Consider the following 22,402-nt stretch of genomic DNA (forward strand, 5'->3'; position numbering starts at 1 on the left):
ACTGCAGCACATCGGCTGGGCGTTTGGCGCATACGTGCCGACCCTTCTCGGTTTCTACGCCACCGTGATGGGGGCAGCTAGCCGCCAAGCGAACAGCCGCCGCCAGAACCAGATGCAACCTCGGTTTCGTCTCCGCAGTGATGGTGAACTCTCTCGTCCCCGCTCATAGTCGCTGCAGATGAGGCGCCGACGCTGTGGAAGAGGATCCGTGACCTTTTCGGAGGTCCTGATCCCGCCGCAGCCAACTTAGAGATTCACCGACAGTTGCCCGAGTTGGCGCGGCCCCTGTGCAGAGCAGAGCGGAGTGGCAAGGCGCGGGTTGGGAGGCTCCGCGGGATGAGCACGGGAATCGCACCGTGCGCCTCCGCGCGCACGGTCCAGAGTCCGTCGGGGTAGGACACATCAAACCAAGACTGACATAATATCTATTATCGGTTGAATCGCGATCGGTCAGGTTCGAACATCTGAACTACGGCTGCCGCAGGTGTGAGAACAAGCGTTGCCCCGAGAGACCAGCAGAGTTGCCGCAGATGCAGGAAACGCGCATTGAACACGAACTCAGACGGTACCCGTGGAGCGACTCGCTTGTACGGTGTTCAGCATGAAGACTCCACGGAGCAGCACGGCAGTAGGCGCGCAAGCTATCATCGCCGTGGTAACAGCGGTCATCGCATACTTTGTTCTTTCGCTTGCCTCGCAGTTCAGCAGAGTAGCGACTGTTCCACCTGATGCGATTTTCGGGGTGGTCGTGTGCGTCATCGTCGCGCTGGGGACAATCTCCTTCGCGCCCAAGTTCCCCTTTTTTGTGGCCGTTATGGGAGCGGCCCTCCTTGTTCTGGCGGCGGTCGCGCTTGTCATCGGATGGAATTCGTTCTTCAATAACCTTCCGTCGCCGGTCGACTTCGTTTCGATCTACTTGTTTGGCGGCGCTTCGCCCGTGATATGGATAGCTGGAGGCGCCAGTCTGCTCGTTGCGCGACCGTACCTGAAGGTCGCCCGTACCTGAATCGCGACGCACAGCGTGGACCCGTCGGCGTCGATTGGATCACACCTCGCTGCCGCAGCCCGGTTCGGCTGTTGGCACCGCCGACGACGTATTTCGGCAGAGTCACGACAGGGGCGTGACCACTGCGGTGGTCACGCTCTGCTGTTGCTGATCAGCGGGTGAGTTCGGTGCCGGCCTTCATGTGGCGGGTTCGGTTGACGCGGGCCTTGGGTGCGCCCTTTTTGCGACCTTCGTTGAGAGACTGATTCGCAGAGAGCGGGTAGCCACTGGCCGCCTCGGCACGGGCCTTGCCCGCGTTGCTCGTTGCGCCCTTCACGGCCTCGACGTCGGCGGTGTAGTCCTGGTGCTGTTCGGCCTCGAAGCGGTCGGCCTGGCGTTCCTCGTTGGCGCCGTCGGAGCGCAGTGCGTCGGCGCGCTCCTCGTGCTCCTCGGCTACTTCCTCGTGCTCCTGAGACGTGTCAACCCCGGCCCCTGCGGAGACCTCGTCCTCCGCCGCTTTCGTGCGCTCTTCCTCCGCGAGAGCGTCTTCGCGGTGCGCTGCGCGCCAGTCGTCGATTGCGTTCGTCAGCGCGTTGTGCTGATCGATCGGGCTCGTGGGGTGCTTGGCGGAGATCGCGTCGGTGTCGATGCCGTAGAGGTCGCGGATGCGCTCGCGCATGATGTCGCGGGCGTCCGCTGCGCGCGGGTCGCCGTCGAGCTGCTGCAGGAGAGAGAGCTGCGTCGAAACACGGTTGCCGTCGGCTCCCGCCCACCAGCCGTCGCGGCGGACCTGGTCGCGGGCGACGCCGATCGCGACGTCGATCTGACGGTCGCCGGCGATCTGCGCTCGCTCGAGCTGGCGCACCTGGTCTCGTTCGGCTCGTTCGGCGTCGACGCGCGCACGCTCCGTAAGTCGCGTCGCGGCCTCGTCGATCTCGCGTGCCTGTCGTGCTTTGTCGGCGCTCTTCGCCGCGATCCGCTCGCCAACCTGGCCGAGCGACATGAGCCCGGCGCGGATAGCTTGGTCGCCGGCTTGGAAGATCTCTTCCTGTTCGTTCATGGTGTCCCCCTATCTACCGAGATCCGGGCCGCGGGTGCGACCTGGGTTCGCTGGTCGTTGATGTGTCGTGGGTCGTGCTCCGAGCGCAGAGCCTGGCGCCGCGGCGGCGGGCTGGCCGGATGCACGCTGCACGCGCTCCTGGACGGCACGCAGCGCCTCCTCCGCGCGGGCGCGGACGGCGGCCGCGCTGTCGGCCGCGCCGCGCTCCTGCTGAACGGTAGCGATGCGTTTCGCGACACGGTTCATCTGTCGCATGACGGCGATCCACCCGGCCTTGCTGTCGGAGCCGGCGCCGCGCGCCATGAGCCGAGCCTGGTAACCGACGTCGAGCGCCCGCCGCAGCGGCACGGCCGATCCGCGCTGCCCTTGGGCAACGCGCGCAAACTCATCGGACGCCGCCGCGAGCGGTCCAGGTGTCCCGCGCTCGAACGCCATCGAAGCATGCGCGTAGACCCCGGAGAGATCCGCGGCCGCCGCTTCCGCGTTGAATGCCGGCAGCCTCTCCCCCGGCTTCACAGCCTCGGTGTCGTGGCCGGCGACGCGCGCCGCGGCGACCTCGGAGACGGGGGCGGCCTTGACCTTGTCCGGGGCGTCATAGCCGCGTACCCTGGCGGCCCGGCCGGCGCCCTTCCAGGCATCCACGGCCGCGAGTTCACTGGCGTTCGTCTGCTCCCATCCGGAGCGCAGCTGCGGCAGGCCCAGCGAACGATCGAGCTTGGACGGCGCATACCAAACCGGCTTCTCATCTGCCTTGGTCGGGATCATCGCCGCGGTGTAACCGACGACGCGCGACGTCCCGCCCCTCTCATACCGAGGCCGGACGATGACACGGGCATTGCGCGCCGCGGCGATGAAGTCGCGCTCCGATGGGGAGTTCGCGGCGACCGTGCGCAGCCGTCGACGAAGCTCGTCGCGCTGCGTGTAGGTCTCTCCCTCGCGCACCGCACGGGCCATCTCGGCCGGCTTGTTCGCACTAAGGGTTCGGGCATTCTGCTGCCGGCTCTCCAAGACATCGAGTCCGTACTTCACCTCAAGTTCGCCGGCGATCTTCTGGGCACGAACATAATCACGGTGCACGTCTGCTTTGGTGCCGTCCTCGCGCACCAAGTTGACCGCGATGTGAACGTGATCGTTGCCCGCGGTCGACAGGCCGTGACGGATCGCGACCCACCGGCAGGACGCTCCGCCTTCCTCGTCGACGAAGCCCATCTCGTCGACGAAGTCGTTCGCGATCGCGGCCCACTGCTCGTCGCTCAGCTCGCCCTCTTCGGCCTTCACGCTGAGCGAGCAATGCCACACATGGGCGTCGCGCCTCTCCCCCGTCGCGACCCGCTCGCCGGTCTCCTCGTTGATGTCGTGGACGGGCAACGTGACCTCAGTACCGAACAGCTTGGACGGGAGATCCAGAGCGTTCGCGACGTCCAACCCGCCATCGGCCGACAGCACACCCTCCCCCGCGAGCTCAACGATCACATCGTGTCCCGCAACAACACGAGGTGCCGTGTGCTCGTTCGCCCGGCCCGGACCACGGAGGTACATGATCAGGCCCGGCATGCTGCCGCCCCGAGTGATGTTCGGCATCATCGCGAACTCACCAACTCGGGCAGCAGCGCATCGATCTTCGCGGACACTTCCCGCACCGCACGCAACGCGTGGTGCAACTCATCGCCCGGCCGCTCCCCCGCGTTGGTCGCCCGCGCGATCTGGTTGACGTTGTTCGCCAACGAAGCGAGCAGCCGGCGGGTGTGGAAGAACTCGGCAGTAAGCCGCCGGCGGTCCGTCGACGTCTCACCCCGGTTCGCGAGAGCCGCCTCGACCACGAGCCGAGGAATGGTGACGTTCGCCTCCAGAGCGCGCTGCAACAACAGCGCCTCCTCCTCCGCCGTCACGCCCACCTTGTGGACGTGCTTGCGGCCTCCCGGCGCGTTCTCACGCCGCCGCCGCTCGCGAACACGCGACGGAACAGGAGCGTCAGCCATGACTCTCCTCCCCTGCCCAGTGCAACGACCCAACCGCGTCGGGATCAGCCCGGCACCATGCCGGCAAGCAGCTTAGGGTACCTAAGTGTCTAGCTTGCTCCCGTTCCATGCGTTCATCCTAGCGACTAGAGTTGTGCTATGACAGCCGAACACGTGATCGAATCCGCCGAGCGCAAAGCGCGCGAGCTTCTGGATCAGCGCATCGAATCGGTGCGCGCCGTTGTCCGCGCCCAACACGACACTGCGACGCTGCGCGAGCAGCTTGCCGAGTCCGAAAGGGAGAGCGCACGCCTGTATCGCTCAGCCCTCAACGACGGCTGGACCGAAGCCGAACTGAAGAAGCTGGGTATCACCGAGACCGGCCCGAAGACGGCACGCCGCCGGTCGGCCCAAGCTGCAGGCGAGAACGATTCCAACGGCTCCTAGGCCGGCCTTACGATCCGCATTCTCCCTCACCCGATGCCGGATCATCGCAGCAGAAAGGACCCTGTCAAGGGCGTTTCACGTCGCTACGCGATGCGGCATTGCCCCACCCTTGACAGGGTCCTTTCTCCTGCATGTCGGCTTTATATCGGGTAAGGGAGAAGAGCGCTCAGGACAGCTCCGGTCCCCCGCGACCACGGTCCGTTTGCGATCCGGGTTGGCGCTGCGCCGACGGTGCGGAGCGGCGCGTGTACGCGGCGTCCACGAGCGGACCACCGCGGTGCAATCGCGCCAGGTCCAATTCCTTGACCGGCATTGCTCGCCGTCCCGAGTCGATCGCTGATCGGTGCTCGTCCATCGAGGTGAAGTGCCGTTCGTACCGGTCGACGGCCGGGTTCTTCGCGAGCAGAGCGGCTGCATCTTGCGAGCGGGCGCGGCCATGTGCCGTGTCGAACAGAGGCCGCGCGTAGGCGCTGGGCACCCAGCGCCCGCCGAGCAGATCCTGACCGGCCTCGGCCGCCGCGATTGCTTCCGACCATCGCTGCACGATCCGCTCCTCGGACACCTCGAATGGCACCTCCACATCGACGACGTGGACGGTGTAACCGGCACGCTCGAGCTGCGTGCCGAGTTCGACTGCGGACGCTTCGCTACCCAACACGGTATCGACGATGATGTTCGTCCCCCGAGTCATCATCCGTGTCCGTTGCTCGGTCGCAAGCTCCGACGACTCCTCGTGAACGAGGGCGGCCATCTCCATCGGATAGAACCGCTCCCCCGCGGCCTCCAGGTCGCGGACGGCCGACGGTTTGATCCATGACTCGTACGATCCATCCGCGACCGCCTGGCGTAGCAAAGCAGCCTTGAAGTCGTCGGCATCGATATTCACGTACGACCACCTCGCCGCTCCCAACACCCGATCGGCAACGCTCCCCTTGCTTACCGGGAGGCCCCGCAAGCACCAGCGCTTTGCTCTCCCTACGCGCATCCGGGTAACGAGCCGATGCCTCTGCAAGCAGCTGCGCGAACAGACGGTCGCGCAGCGGGGTCGGCTCACCATCGATCCACCAGTCAGGGTTGTTGATCGTGGCCGTGGGCGCATCCTTCGACACGGGCTCACCTGGACGGGAAAGCTGTCGAATCAGATCGATGTGGCGCTCAGCTTCCCCCGGCGTCACTCGGCCGCGGCTCGCGGGTGACGACGCTCAAAGACCTCTTCGTAGATCTCGGCGTCGATCAGTCCGGCATAGCTCGCCTGCTGAACCTCTGCCCACGACCCCTCAGGGTGAACGATCAGATCATCAAGCTCCAGATCGGGGTTCGTCCTCCCCCGCGGGACGTATGGCCACCGCGCGAGCTCATCGATCAACTGCTCGCGCTCAAGGAAGCCGGCAGCGTACCGCTGGCAGATCTCATACGGCGAGGCACCCGAGAAACCCTCCCGTGGCAGCGCCGTCTTCGTCGCCGTCTTCAACGCGCTCGTCACCGACGGCTGCGCAATCCCCAGCCACGCTGCGATCCGCACCTGCGTGTACCCACTCTCCCCCAAAATCCTCAGCGAACGCCGGTAGTCCAGGTCGTCGATTTCCTTCCGTAGCCGGGCACGAACAGCGGCCCGCGCCTCGGCAGGGATCTCCATAACAGTCATGGTCACCACCTCCTATAGAACAGTCTATAGGAGGTGTATAGAACTATCTATCAGAGGTTCCCTGCGTCGCTAATCCGGCGGACTGGGATCCTGAACGCCGCCGGCGGATCCTGCGGCTCCCATCGGGACCGATGAACACGTACAAGAACTGGGTAGTGAGGCGGGCGCCGGGGTGATCACGGTCCTCGTCGGTGCCGCTGAGCTCGCCGGCCGCACGAACATGCTCGACCCACTCTTCCCCCACGCTGGTCCGGATCCACGCTGCTGCCTCGCTCGGGTCGACCGTCAGGCGCGCGCGGAGCTAGCAGTGATGCACGGCGACCGAGAGTGTCAGGATCATCCCCGTCTCCTCGGGGTCGTCGAGCATGACGGCCTGGTCAACCATGTCCCCCACGATCGTGAGTTCCGCATGCCTGTGAAACACTGCCGCTCGGCGAGCTGCTCAAACAGCTCGGGCCAGCGCTCTTCAATGTCGAACGCCTGCATGGTCGACTCCCCTCAGTAGCCCTCAATGCTCCCAGCCACGCGCAAAAGCGGGAGGTAGCAGTCTTCCTGTCGAGTCTGGTTTCAGTCGGTAGTTTCGGTGCGCGAGACATCGGCGTGTGGCGTGCCGTGCTCATGCGTTGGGCGTTCCCGGCAGCGCATGCATTGGCACCATACCTGTGAGTGAGTGAATGCCGTCAGCCGTCGAGGTGAGTAGCGGCAGAGGGCATGACCGCTGCGGTGGGTCACGCCCTCTGCCGTTACTGATCAGCGCCTAAGTGCGGCGCCGGCCTTCATCCGACACGATCAGGTCGGTACGCGTCGGGAGCCGGATACACCGCTCAGGTCGTTCAGCATCTTCAGCAGGTCTGCATTACTGCCTTACCGTTGGAGTTGGCCCAAGCCCGACCGGTGACAGTTAGGTTGTCGGTGTGGTAGAGGGGAGAGCTCCACGTCTTTCCGCCTCCACCAATCGAGACACAACTGCCCCAGTGGTAGGTGATACCTCCGATGCCAGTCCCGTTGTACATCTTGTACTGAGCCTGCACCTTGACAGATCCGGAACAATTGTTCCGGATGAGGACCGACGTGTTCAGACCACCCGAGACTTGCGCCTGGAAAAAGTTCCCCTGAACACACGTGGCTGGCTTTGCCATCGGCTTCACCAGAGCCGTGCTGCTCTGTGATGCGATCTCGGACTGAGCATTCGGTGTTGAAGCGGCTGACGCCGGACCGGCCATCCCGATCAGTCCCGCAACGATAACGGCGGCTATCGCCACCTTCGAAATTCCTCGCATGAAGTACGCTCCAGTTTCCTCCGGGATGAGCCCCGGTGCGTCTAACTGAACCGCCGTCCGAACACTCAGCCCAGCGCAGGTGCACTCTTGTGATCCATCGCGCGCCGTGGTAAACGATCGACTCCGGTCCTAGTCCCCACAACGCCGGACGGACATGTTGCAGGGGTTAGCCATACGCGATCGGTAACCTGGGCGTGGATCGAGTCTCCTGATGGTCGATCGATTGGGGATTTGATGCCGAGCCTGGGTCGAAGCAGCGTCCTCTTAGGCGCCGGAACGATGGCATCACGTCTCACGGGGTTGCTGCGGACCATCGTGCTCGTCAGCCTCATCGGTTCGAATCAATCAGCGGTCGCAGATGCGTTTTTCGTCGCTAATCAGCTTCCGAACAGTATCTTCAGCTTGATATCAGTCGGCGTACTAACCGCCGTCGTTGTCCCGCAAATCGTCAGAGCGACCGCAGACGCGGATGGCGGCAAAGCCTTCATCTCGAAGATGTTCACGCTCGGCACCACCGTTCTGGTAGTCGCAACTGCGCTCGCGATGGTCCTCGCCCCCTGGCTTGTGGCCGTGCAACTACGACCCGATAACCCTGAGCAGATCGCTCTCGCAACCGCCTTCGCGTACTGGTGCTTGCCACAGATTCTCTTCTACGGTCTGTACGCACTGCTCGGTGAGGCCCTGAATGCCCGCCGCGTCTTCGGCCCGTTCACGTGGGCGCCAGTTGCCAACAACATCGTCTCAATCGCCGGCTTCTTGGTCATCGGCGCCCTCTTTGGCGACAACATGGTCAACGTCGCTGACTGGACCCCCGACATGATTGGGTGGCTCGGAGGAGTCGCGACTGTCGGGATCGTTTCCCAAGCCGCTATCCTGCTCGTGCTCTGGTTTAAGGCAGGGATTGCGCTCTCCATCGATTTCAAGTGGCGCGGCGCTGGTCTCAGCAATCTCGGCCGAGCCGCGGGCTGGACCCTATTGATGGCGGCGTCAAGCATGACCGCGGGCTTTTATCAGAGCTGGGTTGCGAACGAAGCCTCAGGCCAGGGTGCCGCTGTCGCGGTCATGAGCAACGCATGGCTTGTCTTTATGTTGCCTTACTCCGTCATCGTCTTCTCTATTGGCACCCCGTACTTCACGCAGATCGCTGAGCACGCCGCCGCTGGCCGTGACGACGATCTACGCCGAGATATCTCCAAGAGCATTCGAGTTCTGGGCTTCTTTCTTACAGGAGCCCTGGCCGTGACTGCAGCTGCGGCGATCCCTGCATCACGGGTGTTTACGAACAGCCCATCCGATGCCTCCGACGCAGCAGTGGTCCTGCTTTGCTACCTGGTCGGGCTTCTCCCCCTTGCAGTCCTCTTCATTATCCAGCGCACCTTCTACGCGTACGGTGATACCCGAACGCCGTTCTTCTTCACGCTGTTGCAGTGCGCGATTGTGATCACAACCGCGACAGGCGCTGCCTTGTTGAACGCATCTGGGGTTCTCCCTACGGCCTTGCTTGCCGCAGCCGTGGCGCTAGGCCAGTCGGCGGCCAGCACGATCCAGACGATCGTCGCAGTCGTACTCCTTCATCGGCGTATCGGCAGTCTCGGAGCTGGAACCTGGCTTGCGGCTCTAGCAAGGTTTGCTCTCGCGGCCATACCCGCGGGCCTCGCAGGGTGGGGACTTTTTCTTCTCCTCGGTGGTGTCGACGGGTGGATGGCCGGCGAGAAGATTCTTGGTGCGCTCGGCGCCGCTATCGTCGCTGGTGCAGTGTTGGTCGTGTACGTCGGAGCCCTCGCGCTCTTCCGAACCCCAGAGCTGAAACAAGCAGCATCGATTCTGCGCGCCCGCAGAAGGCCGCAGCCCCCACCAAGCATGTCCAGCTCGGCCTAACTCCTAGCCGGGATGGTGGGGGATCTCACCCAACACGTCGTTCAATGATGGCAGTGACCGTCAATGACGGTAAAGAATCGATTCGTGATATCCAAACGGGTCCGGGGGGACGAAGCAAGAAGACTTGGCGGGTGGCTGCGTTCGATGCGCGAATCTCGCGGCCTATCGCAGGAAGCTCTCGCTCACACAGCAGACTTGTCTGTGTCGACGTACGGGAGCATCGAACGCGCGTTTTCGTGCGGACGATGGGCAAACCCGAAACTCGACTCCCTCCTGAGGCTTATCGTCGCGCTCAATACCACCAGTAGCGAACTCGAGGTCCTCCTTACTCACCCGACGATGTTCGGCCCCTACTCAGTCGATGTTCGCAGCATCAGCGCTGCCACGGTTTCGAGGTGCGTGCCACTTCACCGGAGCAAGTGCCCGAACTGCACTGTCGATCAAGACGGCGGGAACTGAACCGGGTCTTGTGGACACCTGATCTGAGCGGCGAGAGTCGTTCATGAAGGAGTCATCATGCCTGCAGGGTGGGCATCGAGCCGACATCCCCGGACCCCACCCACGCCGAAGAATCGGCAGCATCAGAGAACAGGTAGCGACGGAACGTACGGATCTCGCTCTCATGCTTACGAGCTTGGAGCCTTACATCAACCATCCCCCACGCTAACTCCCCGGTCCGACAGTTTGCACCTTGCGGGGCTCACGACTTGCGAGAGGCTACGGTTGCTCTCGTGAATCGATCGACTGATGAGATCCGCATCCTGGAAGCGCGGGTGTACAGCCGGGAAGGCCACGCGACACCGGCTGACGTGAAACGCCTGGCCACTCTGCAGGGGCTTGGCCGGGACGTGCCAAGCGGCGCCGACGCACGCCTGCGTATCCCGGCATCCGCCATCAAGAGCGAAGAAGGTCACACTTCCGGAGCCGGCCGCCCCCGGGGTCGTGTGCTGCGCTCACGGTCGATGGTTGCGGGCGCGTTGGTGTTCACGTTGGCGATCGGTATCGCGGGAGGCATCGGAATCGCAGCCCTTATCCCGCCCGAGCCGATCGAAGATGACGTCCCATCCGAGCCGATCGAAGACGTCCCATCCGAGCCGATCGAAGGTGTCATCCCACCCGATCCGGGCATGTACCGCTCCGATTCCGTCAAATACTACGGCGATTTCGACGGGGACCGCATTTGGTCCGGCGAGCTCCTGGACGACGAAGGTAGGCAGTGTTTGATCGTTCAGACGGCCGGTTCCGAAGGCGTAAGCTGCGTGGGCTACCCGGAACCTTCGCGAGTTGCGACGGTGATGCTCCCGGAGGAAGTCGACGGGAAGCCGCGAACGATATCGATTGATTTTTCAGACGCAAGCGCCCCGCTCACGATTTCCCCCGAGAGCGGCTAACCATCCCCCGCGGACACCGCATTGTTCTGGTGGCAATGCCGTCGATGCTCACCGTCGCGGAGTTAGAGTCACTGAATGCGGGCTCAACAGATTGACCCCAGAAGCCAGACATCCCAAATCGACGATCCGAGCTATCGGGTGCATTTCTGGGCAGACGATGGCAGCACAAACGAAGAGTGGGAGCTGTCTGAAGCTGACCTCGATGAGGTACTCGCCTGGATACCCACGCACGCACGCGGTCGCTCTCACAGCCTTTGGGCGGTGACAAGATCCGCGGGCAGCGTCTGCTTGACCCGACTCCGGGGCATCGACCTAGATGTCCATCCCGCCTCGTGGCCACGCTGGGCGGACCCAGCCCGCTAACCCTCACAGAAGGACCCCCTCACGGACACTCGGGCTGGACGCCGCCGTATAGGCTCCGGACATGACTGCACATGGTGAAGATTGGTCTTCGACAGATCCCGAAGTAGTTCCTCTGCTGATCACCCCCGGGTTCGATGGAGGCTTCAACCTTCGATTCCCGGAGGAGTATGCAGACGAGATCAAGGCGCTCCTTGATGACCAGGGGCTTTCGCACTCGACGGCTGCAGACTTTTCAGATGGGGTTGATCTCGCGATCGAGGCAGTGAAGGTTCTTGGCGTCCCGGGCGCACTTGCGGGACTCGCCGCTGTGATTCGAATCGTGGTGCATCGTCACGACGGAAAGAAGTTCGTGCTGAAACGTGGCGACGAGGAGATTCAGGCCACTGGGTACTCTGACAAGCAGGTGAAGGATCTGATCGATGAAGCCGCACGAAAGCAAGCCGAACTGGACGGCGACCAGCTCTAGGGCTGGCAGCTCAGCGTGAGTGAGTTCTGGCCTACTCTTCTTGCCACGATCGTCGGTGCCGCGTTCGCCGGCGCGGTCACGTGGCTAATCTTCGCTCGACAGAGTCACCAGGTTTACGTCACTCGTCTCGACGAGGCACTGGTAGGTATCGTGCTCGCCATACCGGCACGTGTGCAGCAGCTCGATGACTACCAGACCTACCTTGACGATCTCGAAGCTGGCGCGGGGACCGACGCCCAATATCAGGAAGCTCTTCCGCCTGGGCCATATGACCTTGGGGTGCGGCTCGAGGCGGCTCGGATGGTCGCCCGCGGAGAGGATGCCAAGACACTGGGCGAAGTCGCGTCGGCGTTCTACGCGACGTCGAGCCTGCCCCCCAAGGCACAACGCGCCCGCCTGTCGCATCTTCCCGAGTTGATGCGGAAGTGGAGACACGGTGAGCTGGGGAAGCAGCCATGGTCCACGTTCACCCGATTCGCGTTCGACGCGGACAAGCGGGCGGGGCTCACTCCCCCACCGCCGTGGGATCCTGTCAACCGGATCGTCACAAAACTCCCCGATCTGAAAGACCCGGGTACCACGGAATAGGCTCCCTCTGATGCTATCGATTGGTCGGCACCGACGGCCACCGGTCGGCACCGGCCGGCACCGGCAAATGCCCGCAGGCTCGATGAGCGACGGGGCGGCGGCGGTCATCCGTTAGGGGTTGAAGGAGTCTCCGCGAAGTCCTGTACCCGACGCTCCGGCGCGGAGCTGCACCCAGACCGGTGCCACCAGGCTCTCCGACAAGTCGGTTCGTTTCAGAACCTCGGGCACTTCGTTGAGCGCGGCGACCTCGCTGCCAGTGGTCTTGCTGAGCGCATTCACTGAGAGACGGGGCAAATGAGCATCGATCTGCCCTCGCGTTACGAGGACCTGCGTCCGAACATCTCGCATGTGAATGGATGCGGCACCTAGGAATTGCAGACGCGATCGTGACGCAGCAGAGCATCGACGGCGGGGTCGATGTGACGTTAGAGACAGTGGCCCCGGTTGTAGTATCGGCACAGCCCCGCCACTACAGCCCCGACGGTCGGGATATCCACTTGAGATCGGCGGCGGGAGGCGGCTCGCGCTTGGCTCGCTCTGACCGCAATCACCAGAGCCGAGACAGCTGCCAGCAATATAGCTGCTATACCAGCGCTGTACTGTCGCTACCTTTTAGCTGAACGATAGCCCTGTGGGCACCCACAGGTTTATCCTCAAGCTACTGAGCAGTGACCTTGCGCATCTTTGGTACATCCGGCATACTCGTTACCTACAACAGTGATAGGCCTACGTCATTGACAAACGGGCGCGAGGCTCTATGATGCCATGAGCTGCTTTAGCACTACATTGGCACAATGCTGGCTTAAGCAACGCGCTATACGGCAGCCACGACATCACACGACCGCAGATCCATCCGAGCGATACCAGCAGGACGTTGGTGCTCTAATCGAGCGACACGGCACCAAGCCTCGTCGCCATGTCGAATGGGCACAGCTAGATTCTTATAACAGGGAAGTGGACGAAGTACCCAGTCACTGACCCAGCGCGAACCCGTCGCCGGTGTCGCACTTCAACAGCGGTACCTCGCCGCAATAGGGCAGCGGTATAGCAGCAAGAGGGAGAGTCCATGAGAGTTCTGTCGATTGTCGGGCAGAAAGGTGGGATCGGCAAGACCACCACAACGATGAACCTGGCCGCGTGTTTCGCGCGCGGTTCATCTGTGGCTGTGATCGACGTCGACCCTCAGCAGACATCCACGCGATGGGCGGAGGCCGCGGGAGAGGACCTTCCGTTCGACTTCACGACCGAAACCGACATCTCAATGCTCGTGCGTATGAGGGAACTCGACTACGACACGGTCATCGTGGACACTCCCGGGTCCCTGGCCGACGCAGACGTATTGAATGCCATCCTCGATGTCACCGACTTCGTCATCGCGCCCTTGACCCCCTCATTCATGGAAATCGAACCGGTGCAGCTAACAGTTCAGCAGTTTGTACTGCCGCGGAAGCTGCCCTACAGAGTTCTGCTGAACCGAGTAGATCCTCGTGATGGTCGCGCACAACTGGAAGCCTTCCAGGAGACGCTTGACACGGGATCGTTCTTTAACGGTGAAGTCGGCATCCCGCGCTTCCAGAACCACGTAAGGCAGGCCTCCGTGATGAGGAAGATGCCGCTCGAGGGGAAGGTCGTCACTCAGTACAACGACACCCGCGAAAGCAGGAATGCCATCGCGGACTACACGAGCGTCTCACTCGAGCTGATGAACACGTGGGCCCAGGAAGCGAAGGTGGCGTGATGGCCGGCAAGATGACCATGGCGGAGAAACTGGCGAGCAGGGTCCAGCCTTTGGCGGAGGAGACGGCGGCCGAGGCCGCTCCGGTTGATGTAGACCCGCCTGCAGCTGCCGAGCCTAGGGTCGAGCAGGGGGACGCAACGATCTCCACAGGTGGAGGCAGCGAGCTAGCCAAGAAGGATGTACCGACGCAGAAGCGCAAACCAGCTGCGACCGCTGCGGTACCCGAGCGTGCAACGCCGACCTCTGTGTCCGCGCCCGCCCAGCTGATACTGGAGCTGCCTGAGAGCGTGAACCGGCGCCTCGCGAGCTACAGAGCGAAGACCAGGAAGAGCCACGCATTCGTGCTGCTCAAGGCGGTGGAGAGCACATACGACCGTTTGCCTCAGCTCGTGAAGACTGCACTGGGTGAGGAAGACGAGCCGACGATCCAGCTGTTCGAGCGCTCAGCACGGACGGCGTCTCCGGTGCGCGCGGAAGATGACGAGCCCACGTTCACGCACTCAATACGTACCACCATCAACAACCGGAAGGCGTTGTCGGCTCTGGCCGAAGAGCTCGGCGCGCCGTCGAGGAACTTTCTCTTGGTCCAGGCGTACAACGCCTTCTTACCGGGGGAGTGACGCGCGGTCGTGACATGGACTTATACATAAGCGAAGTATGAGCCCGTACCGCAGGGGGAGTGATGAGTCAGTCCAGACCGCAGACGACAGGGGCTCGTCGGTCGGTTAGTTCCGGGCCGCAGTGTTCAGTTCCGTTATTACTCCCAGCGGCATGAAGCACCATGACTCGCTACCGCGTGAGCATCCTCGCGCGACCAGACGTCACAACCGTACTCATCACGGGTAGCGGGGACGAGCGACTTCTCGCGACCATCGCCGCCCGAGATGCGCGAGCTGCTGCCGGCGCCGCCGGTCACGCCGACGAGATTCTCTACAACCTCATCGACCGTGTGACTCTTTCGCTCGGCGCAAGTCCCGTCCGCGCATCCGTAACGATCCCGCCAGGCGGGACAACCAAGGTATCGATCGCAGGGATTCTGCTGTCTCCTTCCAAAGTCAACGAGGCTATTGGCCGGAACGTGGACAGTGCTCCTCAATGGGGTCTAATCTGCGACAAGCCGAGCCATCGCGCTGTCGCTCAGAGGTAGCAGGATATCCCCAACGAGGGTGCTGCTCCGGCCGCCGTCATGTTCATCGTCGCGCTTCCTGGCTCCGTGGACTACATGGCGTCAGCAGTGACAGTCGCCGTACACTTCGACTTCCGCCCCTCGACTCGATCGTCAGTGCCGGCATCACAGATGCCTTTCTCTCACCAGCGCAGAGTCTCGATGTCACCTGGGACGTCGCTGCGCTGATCTCGCAGCTCAACCGGCAGGCACCCGTTCAAGGCACAGTCAATGAGGAGGGAACGGTCGACCCGGCTGCGGGCGACGAGATTAGTGAAGCACACGTTCGAGGTGCGGTACCGCACCGCACCGCACCGCAAACAAACCCTCGCATATACATGCCCACCAGTGCTTCGCCGAAGTCGTCACGAACACGTCTCGTCCACTCGGCCGGGGTTCTCCGGGTGCGTGCTCGAACATGGACAACACTCAGCCAGACAAATGGGGGGCAGTTCAGACATCAGCGAGCGGGCTCAGGCAGCGGTCGTATTCGCGTCGAGTAGCCCGCTAAGAACGCCTGCATCGACGAGCTTGGCTGCGTCGCTCCATCGCGCTAGTCTTTTCGTCGCTCGAGGTTCCGGGGCGCGCGGCCACGCCGGCATCCCGCCACGTGGATCCTGGAACAAGGCAAACGATGGCAACTTTCCGCGGCGAGGCTTGCCCCGGGCGCTCATCCACTCCAATTCTTTCAGCCACCATCCCCAGATGATGCGCTCACGGGCATACCTGCGAGCTCGATCAGCCAGATAGCCATCAACGCCGAGAGCACGAGCAGCGAAGTCGCGAACAGTAACGAAGCAACGCCGCCAGCCTTCATCGGTCAAGCGCACGAGACCCGCATCTTGGAGCCGGTGGAGCCGGGTGCGCACCACATCGATGTCCGCACCTGTTGCGAGCACAAGGTCGCTGAGGGTGCTGCCACCCTCAGCTTCGGGGAGTACAAGGTAGATCAGTCCTGACAGCCTCCCGAGGCTGTGGGGCGAGCAGAAGATGTCATGAGCGAGGCAGCCCAGTTTGGTCCCGAGCTGGGTGATGAGTGCCTGCTGGGCTCCGGGGGGAGGCTCGGTGCTACGGCGCGTATACGCTTGTGTCCGGTCTGATCCATATACCTCTGTGGAAAACCGCTCCGCAAGCTGGTATCGCTGGCCGTTCGCTCCCTCCGCGACACCAACTCTCCGGATCCACCGGCCGTCCTCGGCGAGAACGCGGAGAGCGGCATGAACCGTGGTGCGGCCGTAGCCGGTGTCGAGCGCAAGGCGCCGCACGTCTGCTTCGACGGCATGCTTGGCCGACTGCAGCATGTAGAGACTGATCGCATCTAGGACTGCCCGCTGTGCGTGTGAGCCGCCGACGCGCCGGTTCCGGGTCATCCAGAGGCCGGGGAGGGCGTCGGCGGCCGCCTGGACCTGTTGGACGCTGTCGGTGACGCGGGCGAGCCGCGAGCGATACTCGGAGTCGTCCCCGGTGAGCCGTATCTGGTTCGCGGCGACCCAGTGAACTGCGAGCATCCACTGCCTCGTGAGCACCTGATCCTGCTTCGACTCCGGCCGCGCCACTCGGGACTTGGCCGACCCGGCGGGTCCGCACGTACTCGAGACCACCGGCGACCTCCAGGTGCTCTCGAACATCAGACAGCGCCCACCGCGCTCGTGCGCAGCCGGTGAGCGCGACGAAAAGCGTGTGCGACGCGTCAGCACCCGGGCTGCCGTGGAGGGCGCCGTGAGCATGCATACTCAGCGGCCGCTTCTGACCGCGAATCTTCGGGTGTCCGTCCGCGCCGGTGATCATGCCCTTAGCCGGCGCGATCTCGCGGACCGGAACTTCGGCTCCGAGGTCGTACAGCAGCGCGATGAGCTCGTCCAGGAACTCCTCGGAGGCGGAGTGCTCAGTGATGTAGCGGAGATCGCCCACCGGGGTGGACTGCCCGCCGGCGCGGTGCGGGGCGCCGGGTGGACGAAGGCAGCCGGAGGACGGGTTGGCGAGCGGGGTGATGTCGAGGGACGGCAGCAGTGACCTGGCCAGGTCTGCGACCAGGCGGATGACGCTCGCGTCCGTGGGAGAGTCGAGGTGCACCCAGATGTGTCGGCCGCCCGACGGGCCGGAGATGCACACGAGGTGCGGGACGTTTAGTTCGGCGAGCCAGTGCGCCATCGTGCTGGCGTCCTTCTTGGCATTGCCGGAGGACGCATCGAAGTCGAAGGCAAGCCAGCGGTAGCGGAGGCTGTCGTCTGCGAGAAGCATGGCCCACGTAGTTGTGGGCGCCGGTTCGTTAAGGGGCCAGAGGCGGTCGTACTCGTTCAGGACTGTCCCGGATGCGTCACGGCCTGCGACCCGGATCTGTGTCCTTGGGGAGAGGCGGGCGGCGAGGGCCCATGCCTCGTCGTGGGTAAACGGCGACACGCCGGAGGCGTCGACAAGCGTCATTGCCTGCGGACGGGTCTGCAGTCGGGCTACCATGGCTCTCATCACCTCCGATTGATGGGCACAACAAACGCCCCTCACAGAAGGGGTGGGTTTCAGTTCCGCTCCACCTGACCGCCGGTCGCCAAACTTCTGGTCGGATGGAGCTCACACGCTTCCGGGCCCCGCTCTTCTCCAAGTGCGGGGCCTAATGCATTACGGCGGCATGGTGTGCGCTCCGTCCGTATTGTCGGTCGACGTGCTGCGGTGGGTGACCTCAGCGTCGAGGTGGCTGATATACCGGGCGCGCTGCGCCCGGGAGTTCATGGTTGCCGTGTATGCAGCTCCCTGGTCCTGGCGGTTGCCAGCAGAAGACCGGGTGCACTCGGGCCTGAAAGGGCGCGACACGCCGAAAGGGACTTCGAGAGTCAATGCTCGTGTCCAAGGCACACTTCGCGTTACCATCTGAGTGTCTCTCCTTCCGGGGTTCGACAAAGGCCCGGCGCCAACCGGTCCTAACAGTTCTCAACTTCATCTGGTCTTCGCCGCCAAGCTCATCCAGATGAAGTGCCGCATCCTCAAGGCCCTGCACTCGCCAAAGTGCCAGGGCCTTTGTGGTCTATCCAGGGGACATGTCGAGCTCCTCCGGGTTCGTCTTGGGTGCTGGCCACCATTCCGGGAGGCCGAGCTCGGTGAGTTCGGTCTCGAGGTTGTCGATGACTCGCTCGAGGAATACAGCGGCGGAGACGCCAGCATCAGCGGCGAGAGCCTCGAACCGCTCTTTCTTGGCCTCTTCGATGAGCCAGCTCACACGGACGGGCTTGACGCGCGTTCCGCGGGGGAGTCGTTGGGCTGCCATGGTCGTCACGCTAGTGGTGCATGTTCCGTTAACCCGGCAGGCGCGCGGGTGGACAAGCGGTACATGCGTCGTTATGTTCGTGGCCTTGGAAAGGCGAGAAGGAGCGGTAGCTCGTGCAACGGGTCGCGACACGCGAGGAACTCGCGAGATGTGCGCCGGAGTGTCGGGCATACGGGTTACCATAAAGGCACCTTCCTCAGGCAATGGGGGTGGTTATCCGGACCAAAGGTTTGACGGCTCAGGTCCGGCGATTTCTCTCGGAGGCCTCGTCCAATGGACGGGGCCTCCTATCATTAGCTGGCGATCTGTTGGCGCGGCTCCCTCTTCGGTCGAGCCGAACTGCGGATGTCGGTGACCGGCGCGGGCGTCGCCACGGCGACGGTTGAGGGAAGCAGCACGCCGTCCAGGTTGAGGCCGTCGAGGGTGTCGAGAGTGGACTCCGGGTGCGGGGCGTGCTCAGGCATGCCCAGGGCGTAGGCAGCGATGGCGACGATGTAGTCGCCGTGGCTCATTCCGAGTGCTTTTGCGTTGGCCTTGATGACCTCCGCGAGAGGCCCGTTCGGCTTCGCGGCGATCTGGGCCCTGTCCTGTCCCTTGAGCGCTCTTCCCATGTGCTCAGCATGGGGCTCCAATCCATAACCGTTATGGATTGACTCGGCGTGTCCCGGATGCTGTGTCGAGCTCGGGGGAACGGCGGACTAGGGCGACGACGTCGGCGCGGTGCCAGCGCGCGTCGCGGTCGCGGGGAGCTGCGCCCTTGTCGCGCACTATCCGCGCATGGGGGAGAGGCGAGCAGCTTACGGATACGCGGTGAGAGATCTGGACGGTCGTCGCCGGAGCCGTAAGGGGCCGCCGGCATCGGCCTCGCGGCCGCGCTGTCTGTGGAGCCGGCGGCAGTTCGACGTTTTCCTCTCCGAGTCACGCGTCCAGCCCTGCGGCAAGCTTGCGGGATGGGTGCCGAGTCCTTATCCGACTGAGCTCTACTCCCCGAGAAGTTCAGTGTGGAGTGCGGTGAGGAGCTGTCGCACACGCACTTCGTTGACGGTGTATCGGAAGTTGCGTCCGGTGCCTCGCTTTTCTGGCGGGACGTCGATGGTGAGGACGTCAAGCTCTAGCAGTGCGCGGAGCACGCGACCGAGCGACCCTCGAGGAGTGTCGCTCCCCTCGAGGATGTCGGAGACGTACGCGCCGGGATGCCCGCGGATGTACTCCACGACGCGGAGGTGCGTGCGGTTTCGTACAAGGTTGACCGCGTCGTCGTAAAGGTCACGGGTATCAGGCATGCGGTTCAGCATCCTTAGGGAGCGGGCGTGGCGTTCGGGTCGCCGGGGCCGTTTCGTCGAGGGAGGGCGTATAGGTAGGTGGTTTCGACTTTGTCTGCGACGATCCAGGCCATGGCCGGGGTGATCCCGCTGGGTGCTATCGGGTCTAGCGGGAGTTCCTGGGTGGTGAACGGGCTCACCTGTGGCTGGTCGTCGAGGACGTTGATCCAGCCAGCTTGGCGGTTGTCCGTTCCGTAGACAAGGGTGTCCGTGATTGCGGTGGGTGTGAAGGTGCCCAGCGGGCGGACGCTGGGACTCGTCCCGTGCCGGATCCAGACGCTGCCATAGGTGAGGGTGGTGCCGTCGACGGCGTGCAGCGGCGTGGTGTCGTCTCGGACGCTGGCGGATCGGGTGTCGGCGATCGCGGAGAGGTCTCCGGTGGCGACGTCGACCAGGCCGACGACATTTTTTTGCGCATCGGGGGCCCACACAATGATGAGGGTGTCGCTGTCGGCCGCGGAGAGGCTGGTGATGGGGCCGGCGCCTTCGGGACGGGTGTACGGGACCCCGGACACGTCGCCGTCGGGGGTGATGGTGAAGATCGTGGTGTCATCGACCGCGATCACGCCGGCGTCGGTGGTCATCACCGGGCGGGCGGTCACGGGAATGTCCTGGCGGGTGATGCCGTCGGCGGTGACGAATCCCACGGTCTGGTCCGGGAGAACGATGAGGGGTTCGGTGCCGAGGAAGCTGACCTCGGCGCCGCGGGGGAGTTCGTAGTCGACGGAGTCGACGGTGCTGTCGTCGACGTAGAGCGGCCAGACGGTGAGAGCACCGGAGCGAGCTGTCGCGAGGACGTCGTACCCGCCGATGGTGGTGGCTACGAGCTGGTTCCCCCCTTGTGGGGCACCGTTGCCTTTCCACACTGTTTTTCCGGTGTCGGGATCGAGGAGGCGGAGATCTCCGCCTTCGGTGGTGACCGCGATTCGCTCGTCAGGAAGGAACGTCGGGGTGGTGTTGGAGCGGATAGGGACGGCCCAGGCTGCAGTCTGGTCGTAGCCGGGAGGGGCGAGGACGGCGAGCTGCTCGCCGGCGCCCGGTGGCGGTGCGATGGTGGCGGTTGGCGTGGGCGTGGGGCGAGTCAGTGCGATCGCCACGGGCGTGGCGGCGCCGATGACCACGAGTCCGGCGACGGTGACGACGGAGGCGATGACGGCGCGCCGGCTGACGCGGCGGTTGCCGATCGCCATTTTGCCGTCGTGCACCTGGTCGACGATGAGGTGGGTGGTTCCGTCGGCCTCGACCACCATGCGGTCTGTGCCCTCGGGGGTGACGGCCATGACGCGCACAGCGTCGTGCCCGTCATCTCGGAGGACCGCTGCGACGTGGTCGATCGCTTCCTCGGTAGCGCCCTCGCCCTCTGCGATGGGAACGCCGTCGAGAGTGACGGCCCCAGCCGCGTCTACCTCGAGGCGGTAGACCGGGTACGGGGGAACGGTGGTCAGGTCGATGTCACTCATGCGCTGCTCTCCTCAATGCCCCAGAATTCCCAGTGCCAGGCTTCGTCCGGGCCGCGCCCTCCGGGCTCTGCCCAATCCGGGTGCTGCCAGCCGTAATACCCCGCATTGGCCTTCATCCACAGGTAGGTCGGATGTGAGAAGCCGATCACGTTGTGGTTGCGGTCGCCGATGTCGATGGCCAGGGCCCAGCCGTGGTTCGATGTGCCGGGCTCGGCGGCCCCGTCGCCGTGTTCTTCCTTAGCCTTGACCTGGTTGGCGAAGTCACGGTAGCCGTCATTGATGGGGAGGTCATAACCGAACTCGGCACGGAAAGCGTTGTTCATCGCAATCAGACCGGTGACGGCATCCGCGCGGAGCTTGTGCCTCGCGTCCCAAGGGACGGGTGCGAGAAGGCGCTCGTCAATGCGGCCGTTTTCGAAGCCGCCCCACTGGCCGGGTGGGTTCTTGCCCGGAGGGAAGTCGCCGGTGTTACCGATCGGGTTGGCGCACTGACCGGAGCTCCCACCGGTGCCGGGGTCAATGCTCACACCAGCGAGGGCCGCGACGACGTCGACGGCATCGTCGTAGAACTTCTCGTAGTGGTACGGGTCGTCGTTGCGCTGGACCTTGTGAGCGGCGATGGAGGGCTCCATCGCTTCCCACCCGTTGACCTCCATCAGCCGTTTCAGGAAGGTCCTCGACGCGGTCGGTGGGTGTGTGACTTCTTCCCAGGTGCCCCATCCTTGGGATACCTGCTGCTGGAAGAGTCCGCCGCCGTCGGCAATAGAGCCGTGGGGGTTTGTGGCGTCGTCGTCGTGGTTGAGGTTGATCAGCGACGACTCGCCCATGGCGGTCATGACCCCGATGACCTGAGCCTTGACGGGGAGTTTCAGCTCGGTAGCGGCGTTCATGATGATGGCCGCGTTGACCAGCTGCTCGCCCTCCCAGGTGCCGACCTTCTCGACGGGCAGGTTGTCGATGTTGATCTCGTAGTTGATCGTCGGATACTTCCCGCCGGGGAGCGAAGAGCACGATGAGGCGACGAGGACGAAGATCGCGATCAGAGGGATGAAGAGAAAGCCGCAGACGGCGGCGGCGAGTTTCTTCATCCCAGTTCCGCCGGCGGGGTAAGGCGGTCAACGAACCACGATGGCGTGCCGTTGGCGTTGTTGTCGCCCTGGCGGATGAGGTCGATCGTGTACTGGCCCACGTCGGTAGGCACGAGGACACTCATCTGATTGAAATTCGAGGCACTAGCGACCTCGCCCGGGCCGGTGACTTGGGAGGGCCGGACGTTGGCCGGATCTGTCCCCTCGTAGGCCACCAGTGCGTCATTGGTAAGCATGGGGGAGAGCGCAGCCCACCACTCGTCGTACGAACGATCATGGTCCGCGAACGTCGCCATAGCTTCTTCCGCG

22 protein-coding genes and 1 pseudogene are annotated in these 22,402 nt (G+C 63.8%); 10 read left to right on the top strand and 13 right to left on the bottom strand.

Annotated features, from left to right (window positions below; genetic code table 11):
- The first annotated feature begins 601 nt into the window (after positions 1-601).
- Entirely contained in the window at positions 602-1,006 is a 405-nt protein-coding gene (locus QFZ21_RS20430) for a hypothetical protein (protein WP_307381445.1), read from the top strand.
- A gap of 151 nt (positions 1,007-1,157) precedes the next feature.
- Here QFZ21_RS20430 and QFZ21_RS20435 read toward each other — a convergent pair whose 3' ends face one another.
- From QFZ21_RS20435 to mobC, 3 genes are read right to left on the bottom strand one after another with little or no spacing between them, the layout of a single operon-like run.
- Complete coding sequence (locus QFZ21_RS20435; protein WP_307381447.1) at positions 1,158-2,045, bottom strand: hypothetical protein; 888 nt, start codon at positions 2,043-2,045, stop codon at positions 1,158-1,160.
- Positions 2,046-2,054: 9 nt separating this feature from the next.
- Positions 2,055-3,626, bottom strand: coding sequence for a relaxase/mobilization nuclease domain-containing protein (locus QFZ21_RS20440; RefSeq protein ID WP_307381448.1), 1,572 nt, complete (start codon positions 3,624-3,626; stop codon positions 2,055-2,057).
- Entirely contained in the window at positions 3,626-4,024 is a 399-nt protein-coding gene (gene mobC, locus QFZ21_RS20445) for a plasmid mobilization relaxosome protein MobC (RefSeq protein ID WP_307381450.1), read from the bottom strand. The genes QFZ21_RS20440 and mobC overlap by 1 nt, the downstream gene beginning before the upstream one ends.
- A 138-nt stretch (positions 4,025-4,162) precedes the next feature.
- Between mobC and QFZ21_RS20450 the strand changes: the two genes are divergently transcribed.
- Positions 4,163-4,450 carry a hypothetical protein gene (locus tag QFZ21_RS20450; RefSeq protein ID WP_307381452.1) on the top strand — a complete coding sequence of 96 codons (288 nt, stop codon included), beginning with the start codon at positions 4,163-4,165 and terminating at the stop codon, positions 4,448-4,450.
- A gap of 166 nt (positions 4,451-4,616) precedes the next feature.
- On the opposite strand, the gene QFZ21_RS20455 is transcribed toward QFZ21_RS20450, so the two are convergent.
- Together QFZ21_RS20455 and QFZ21_RS20460 are read right to left on the bottom strand one after the other, a co-directional pair.
- A complete protein-coding gene (locus tag QFZ21_RS20455; RefSeq protein ID WP_307381453.1) occupies positions 4,617-5,336 on the bottom strand; it encodes a zeta toxin family protein in 720 nt (239 codons plus the stop codon).
- Between the two features lie 285 nt (positions 5,337-5,621).
- The gene (locus QFZ21_RS20460) at positions 5,622-6,095 is read right to left on the bottom strand and encodes a hypothetical protein (RefSeq protein WP_307381455.1); all 474 of its coding nucleotides are present in this window, start codon (positions 6,093-6,095) and stop codon (positions 5,622-5,624) included.
- 1,559 nt (positions 6,096-7,654) lie between these two features.
- Here QFZ21_RS20460 and murJ point away from each other — a divergent pair.
- From murJ to QFZ21_RS20490, 7 genes are all read left to right on the top strand, one after another.
- Positions 7,655-9,253, top strand: a complete 1,599-nt coding sequence (gene murJ / locus QFZ21_RS20465; RefSeq protein WP_307381457.1) for a murein biosynthesis integral membrane protein MurJ — start codon at positions 7,655-7,657, stop codon at positions 9,251-9,253.
- A gap of 63 nt (positions 9,254-9,316) precedes the next feature.
- Positions 9,317-9,712, top strand: a complete 396-nt coding sequence (locus QFZ21_RS21140; RefSeq protein WP_373426056.1) for a helix-turn-helix domain-containing protein — start codon at positions 9,317-9,319, stop codon at positions 9,710-9,712.
- Between the two features lie 272 nt (positions 9,713-9,984).
- The gene (locus QFZ21_RS20470; RefSeq protein ID WP_307381460.1) at positions 9,985-10,644 is read left to right on the top strand and encodes a hypothetical protein; all 660 of its coding nucleotides are present in this window, start codon (positions 9,985-9,987) and stop codon (positions 10,642-10,644) included.
- Between the two features lie 424 nt (positions 10,645-11,068).
- Entirely contained in the window at positions 11,069-11,473 is a 405-nt protein-coding gene (locus tag QFZ21_RS20475; protein ID WP_307381463.1) for a hypothetical protein, read from the top strand.
- Positions 11,474-11,488: 15 nt separating this feature from the next.
- Positions 11,489-12,061: a hypothetical protein gene (locus tag QFZ21_RS20480; RefSeq protein WP_307381466.1), complete on the top strand. Its 573-nt coding sequence runs from the start codon at positions 11,489-11,491 to the stop codon at positions 12,059-12,061.
- 1,066 nt (positions 12,062-13,127) lie between these two features.
- Positions 13,128-13,799 (top strand): ParA family protein, encoded by a 672-nt coding sequence (locus QFZ21_RS20485; protein WP_307381467.1) that lies wholly within the window; start codon positions 13,128-13,130, stop codon positions 13,797-13,799.
- On the top strand, positions 13,799-14,419 hold the full coding sequence (locus tag QFZ21_RS20490) for a hypothetical protein (RefSeq protein ID WP_307381470.1): 621 nt from the start codon (positions 13,799-13,801) through the stop codon (positions 14,417-14,419). The genes QFZ21_RS20485 and QFZ21_RS20490 overlap by 1 nt, the downstream gene beginning before the upstream one ends.
- Positions 14,420-15,437: 1,018 nt before the next feature.
- Here the strand turns inward: QFZ21_RS20490 and QFZ21_RS20495 are convergent.
- Complete coding sequence (locus QFZ21_RS20495) at positions 15,438-16,490, bottom strand: hypothetical protein (RefSeq protein ID WP_307381473.1); 1,053 nt, start codon at positions 16,488-16,490, stop codon at positions 15,438-15,440.
- Between the two features lie 193 nt (positions 16,491-16,683).
- On the opposite strand from QFZ21_RS20495, the gene QFZ21_RS20500 reads away from it, so the two are divergent.
- Complete coding sequence (locus QFZ21_RS20500; RefSeq protein ID WP_307381475.1) at positions 16,684-16,977, top strand: hypothetical protein; 294 nt, start codon at positions 16,684-16,686, stop codon at positions 16,975-16,977.
- Positions 16,978-17,001: 24 nt separating this feature from the next.
- Here the strand turns inward: QFZ21_RS20500 and QFZ21_RS21145 are convergent.
- The 7 genes and pseudogenes from QFZ21_RS21145 to QFZ21_RS20530 form a co-directional block, all read right to left on the bottom strand.
- Positions 17,002-17,430: pseudogene (locus tag QFZ21_RS21145) on the bottom strand (hypothetical protein); the annotation flags it as partial.
- A gap of 553 nt (positions 17,431-17,983) precedes the next feature.
- A complete protein-coding gene (locus QFZ21_RS20505; protein ID WP_307381478.1) occupies positions 17,984-18,223 on the bottom strand; it encodes a hypothetical protein in 240 nt (79 codons plus the stop codon).
- A gap of 293 nt (positions 18,224-18,516) precedes the next feature.
- A complete protein-coding gene (locus QFZ21_RS20510; protein ID WP_307381481.1) occupies positions 18,517-18,834 on the bottom strand; it encodes a hypothetical protein in 318 nt (105 codons plus the stop codon).
- A gap of 369 nt (positions 18,835-19,203) precedes the next feature.
- On the bottom strand, positions 19,204-19,506 hold the full coding sequence (locus QFZ21_RS20515) for a hypothetical protein (RefSeq protein WP_307381482.1): 303 nt from the start codon (positions 19,504-19,506) through the stop codon (positions 19,204-19,206).
- 14 nt (positions 19,507-19,520) lie between these two features.
- Complete coding sequence (locus tag QFZ21_RS20520) at positions 19,521-21,005, bottom strand: hypothetical protein (protein ID WP_307381484.1); 1,485 nt, start codon at positions 21,003-21,005, stop codon at positions 19,521-19,523.
- Complete coding sequence (locus tag QFZ21_RS20525) at positions 21,002-22,093, bottom strand: D-alanyl-D-alanine carboxypeptidase family protein (RefSeq protein WP_307381486.1); 1,092 nt, start codon at positions 22,091-22,093, stop codon at positions 21,002-21,004. The genes QFZ21_RS20520 and QFZ21_RS20525 overlap by 4 nt, the downstream gene beginning before the upstream one ends.
- Complete coding sequence (locus tag QFZ21_RS20530; RefSeq protein WP_307381488.1) at positions 22,090-22,389, bottom strand: hypothetical protein; 300 nt, start codon at positions 22,387-22,389, stop codon at positions 22,090-22,092. Before QFZ21_RS20530 ends, QFZ21_RS20525 begins: the two co-directional genes overlap by 4 nt.
- Positions 22,390-22,402 lie beyond the last annotated feature (13 nt).

The organism is Microbacterium sp. W4I20, from assembly GCF_030816505.1.
Lineage (GTDB): Bacteria > Actinomycetota > Actinomycetes > Actinomycetales > Microbacteriaceae > Microbacterium.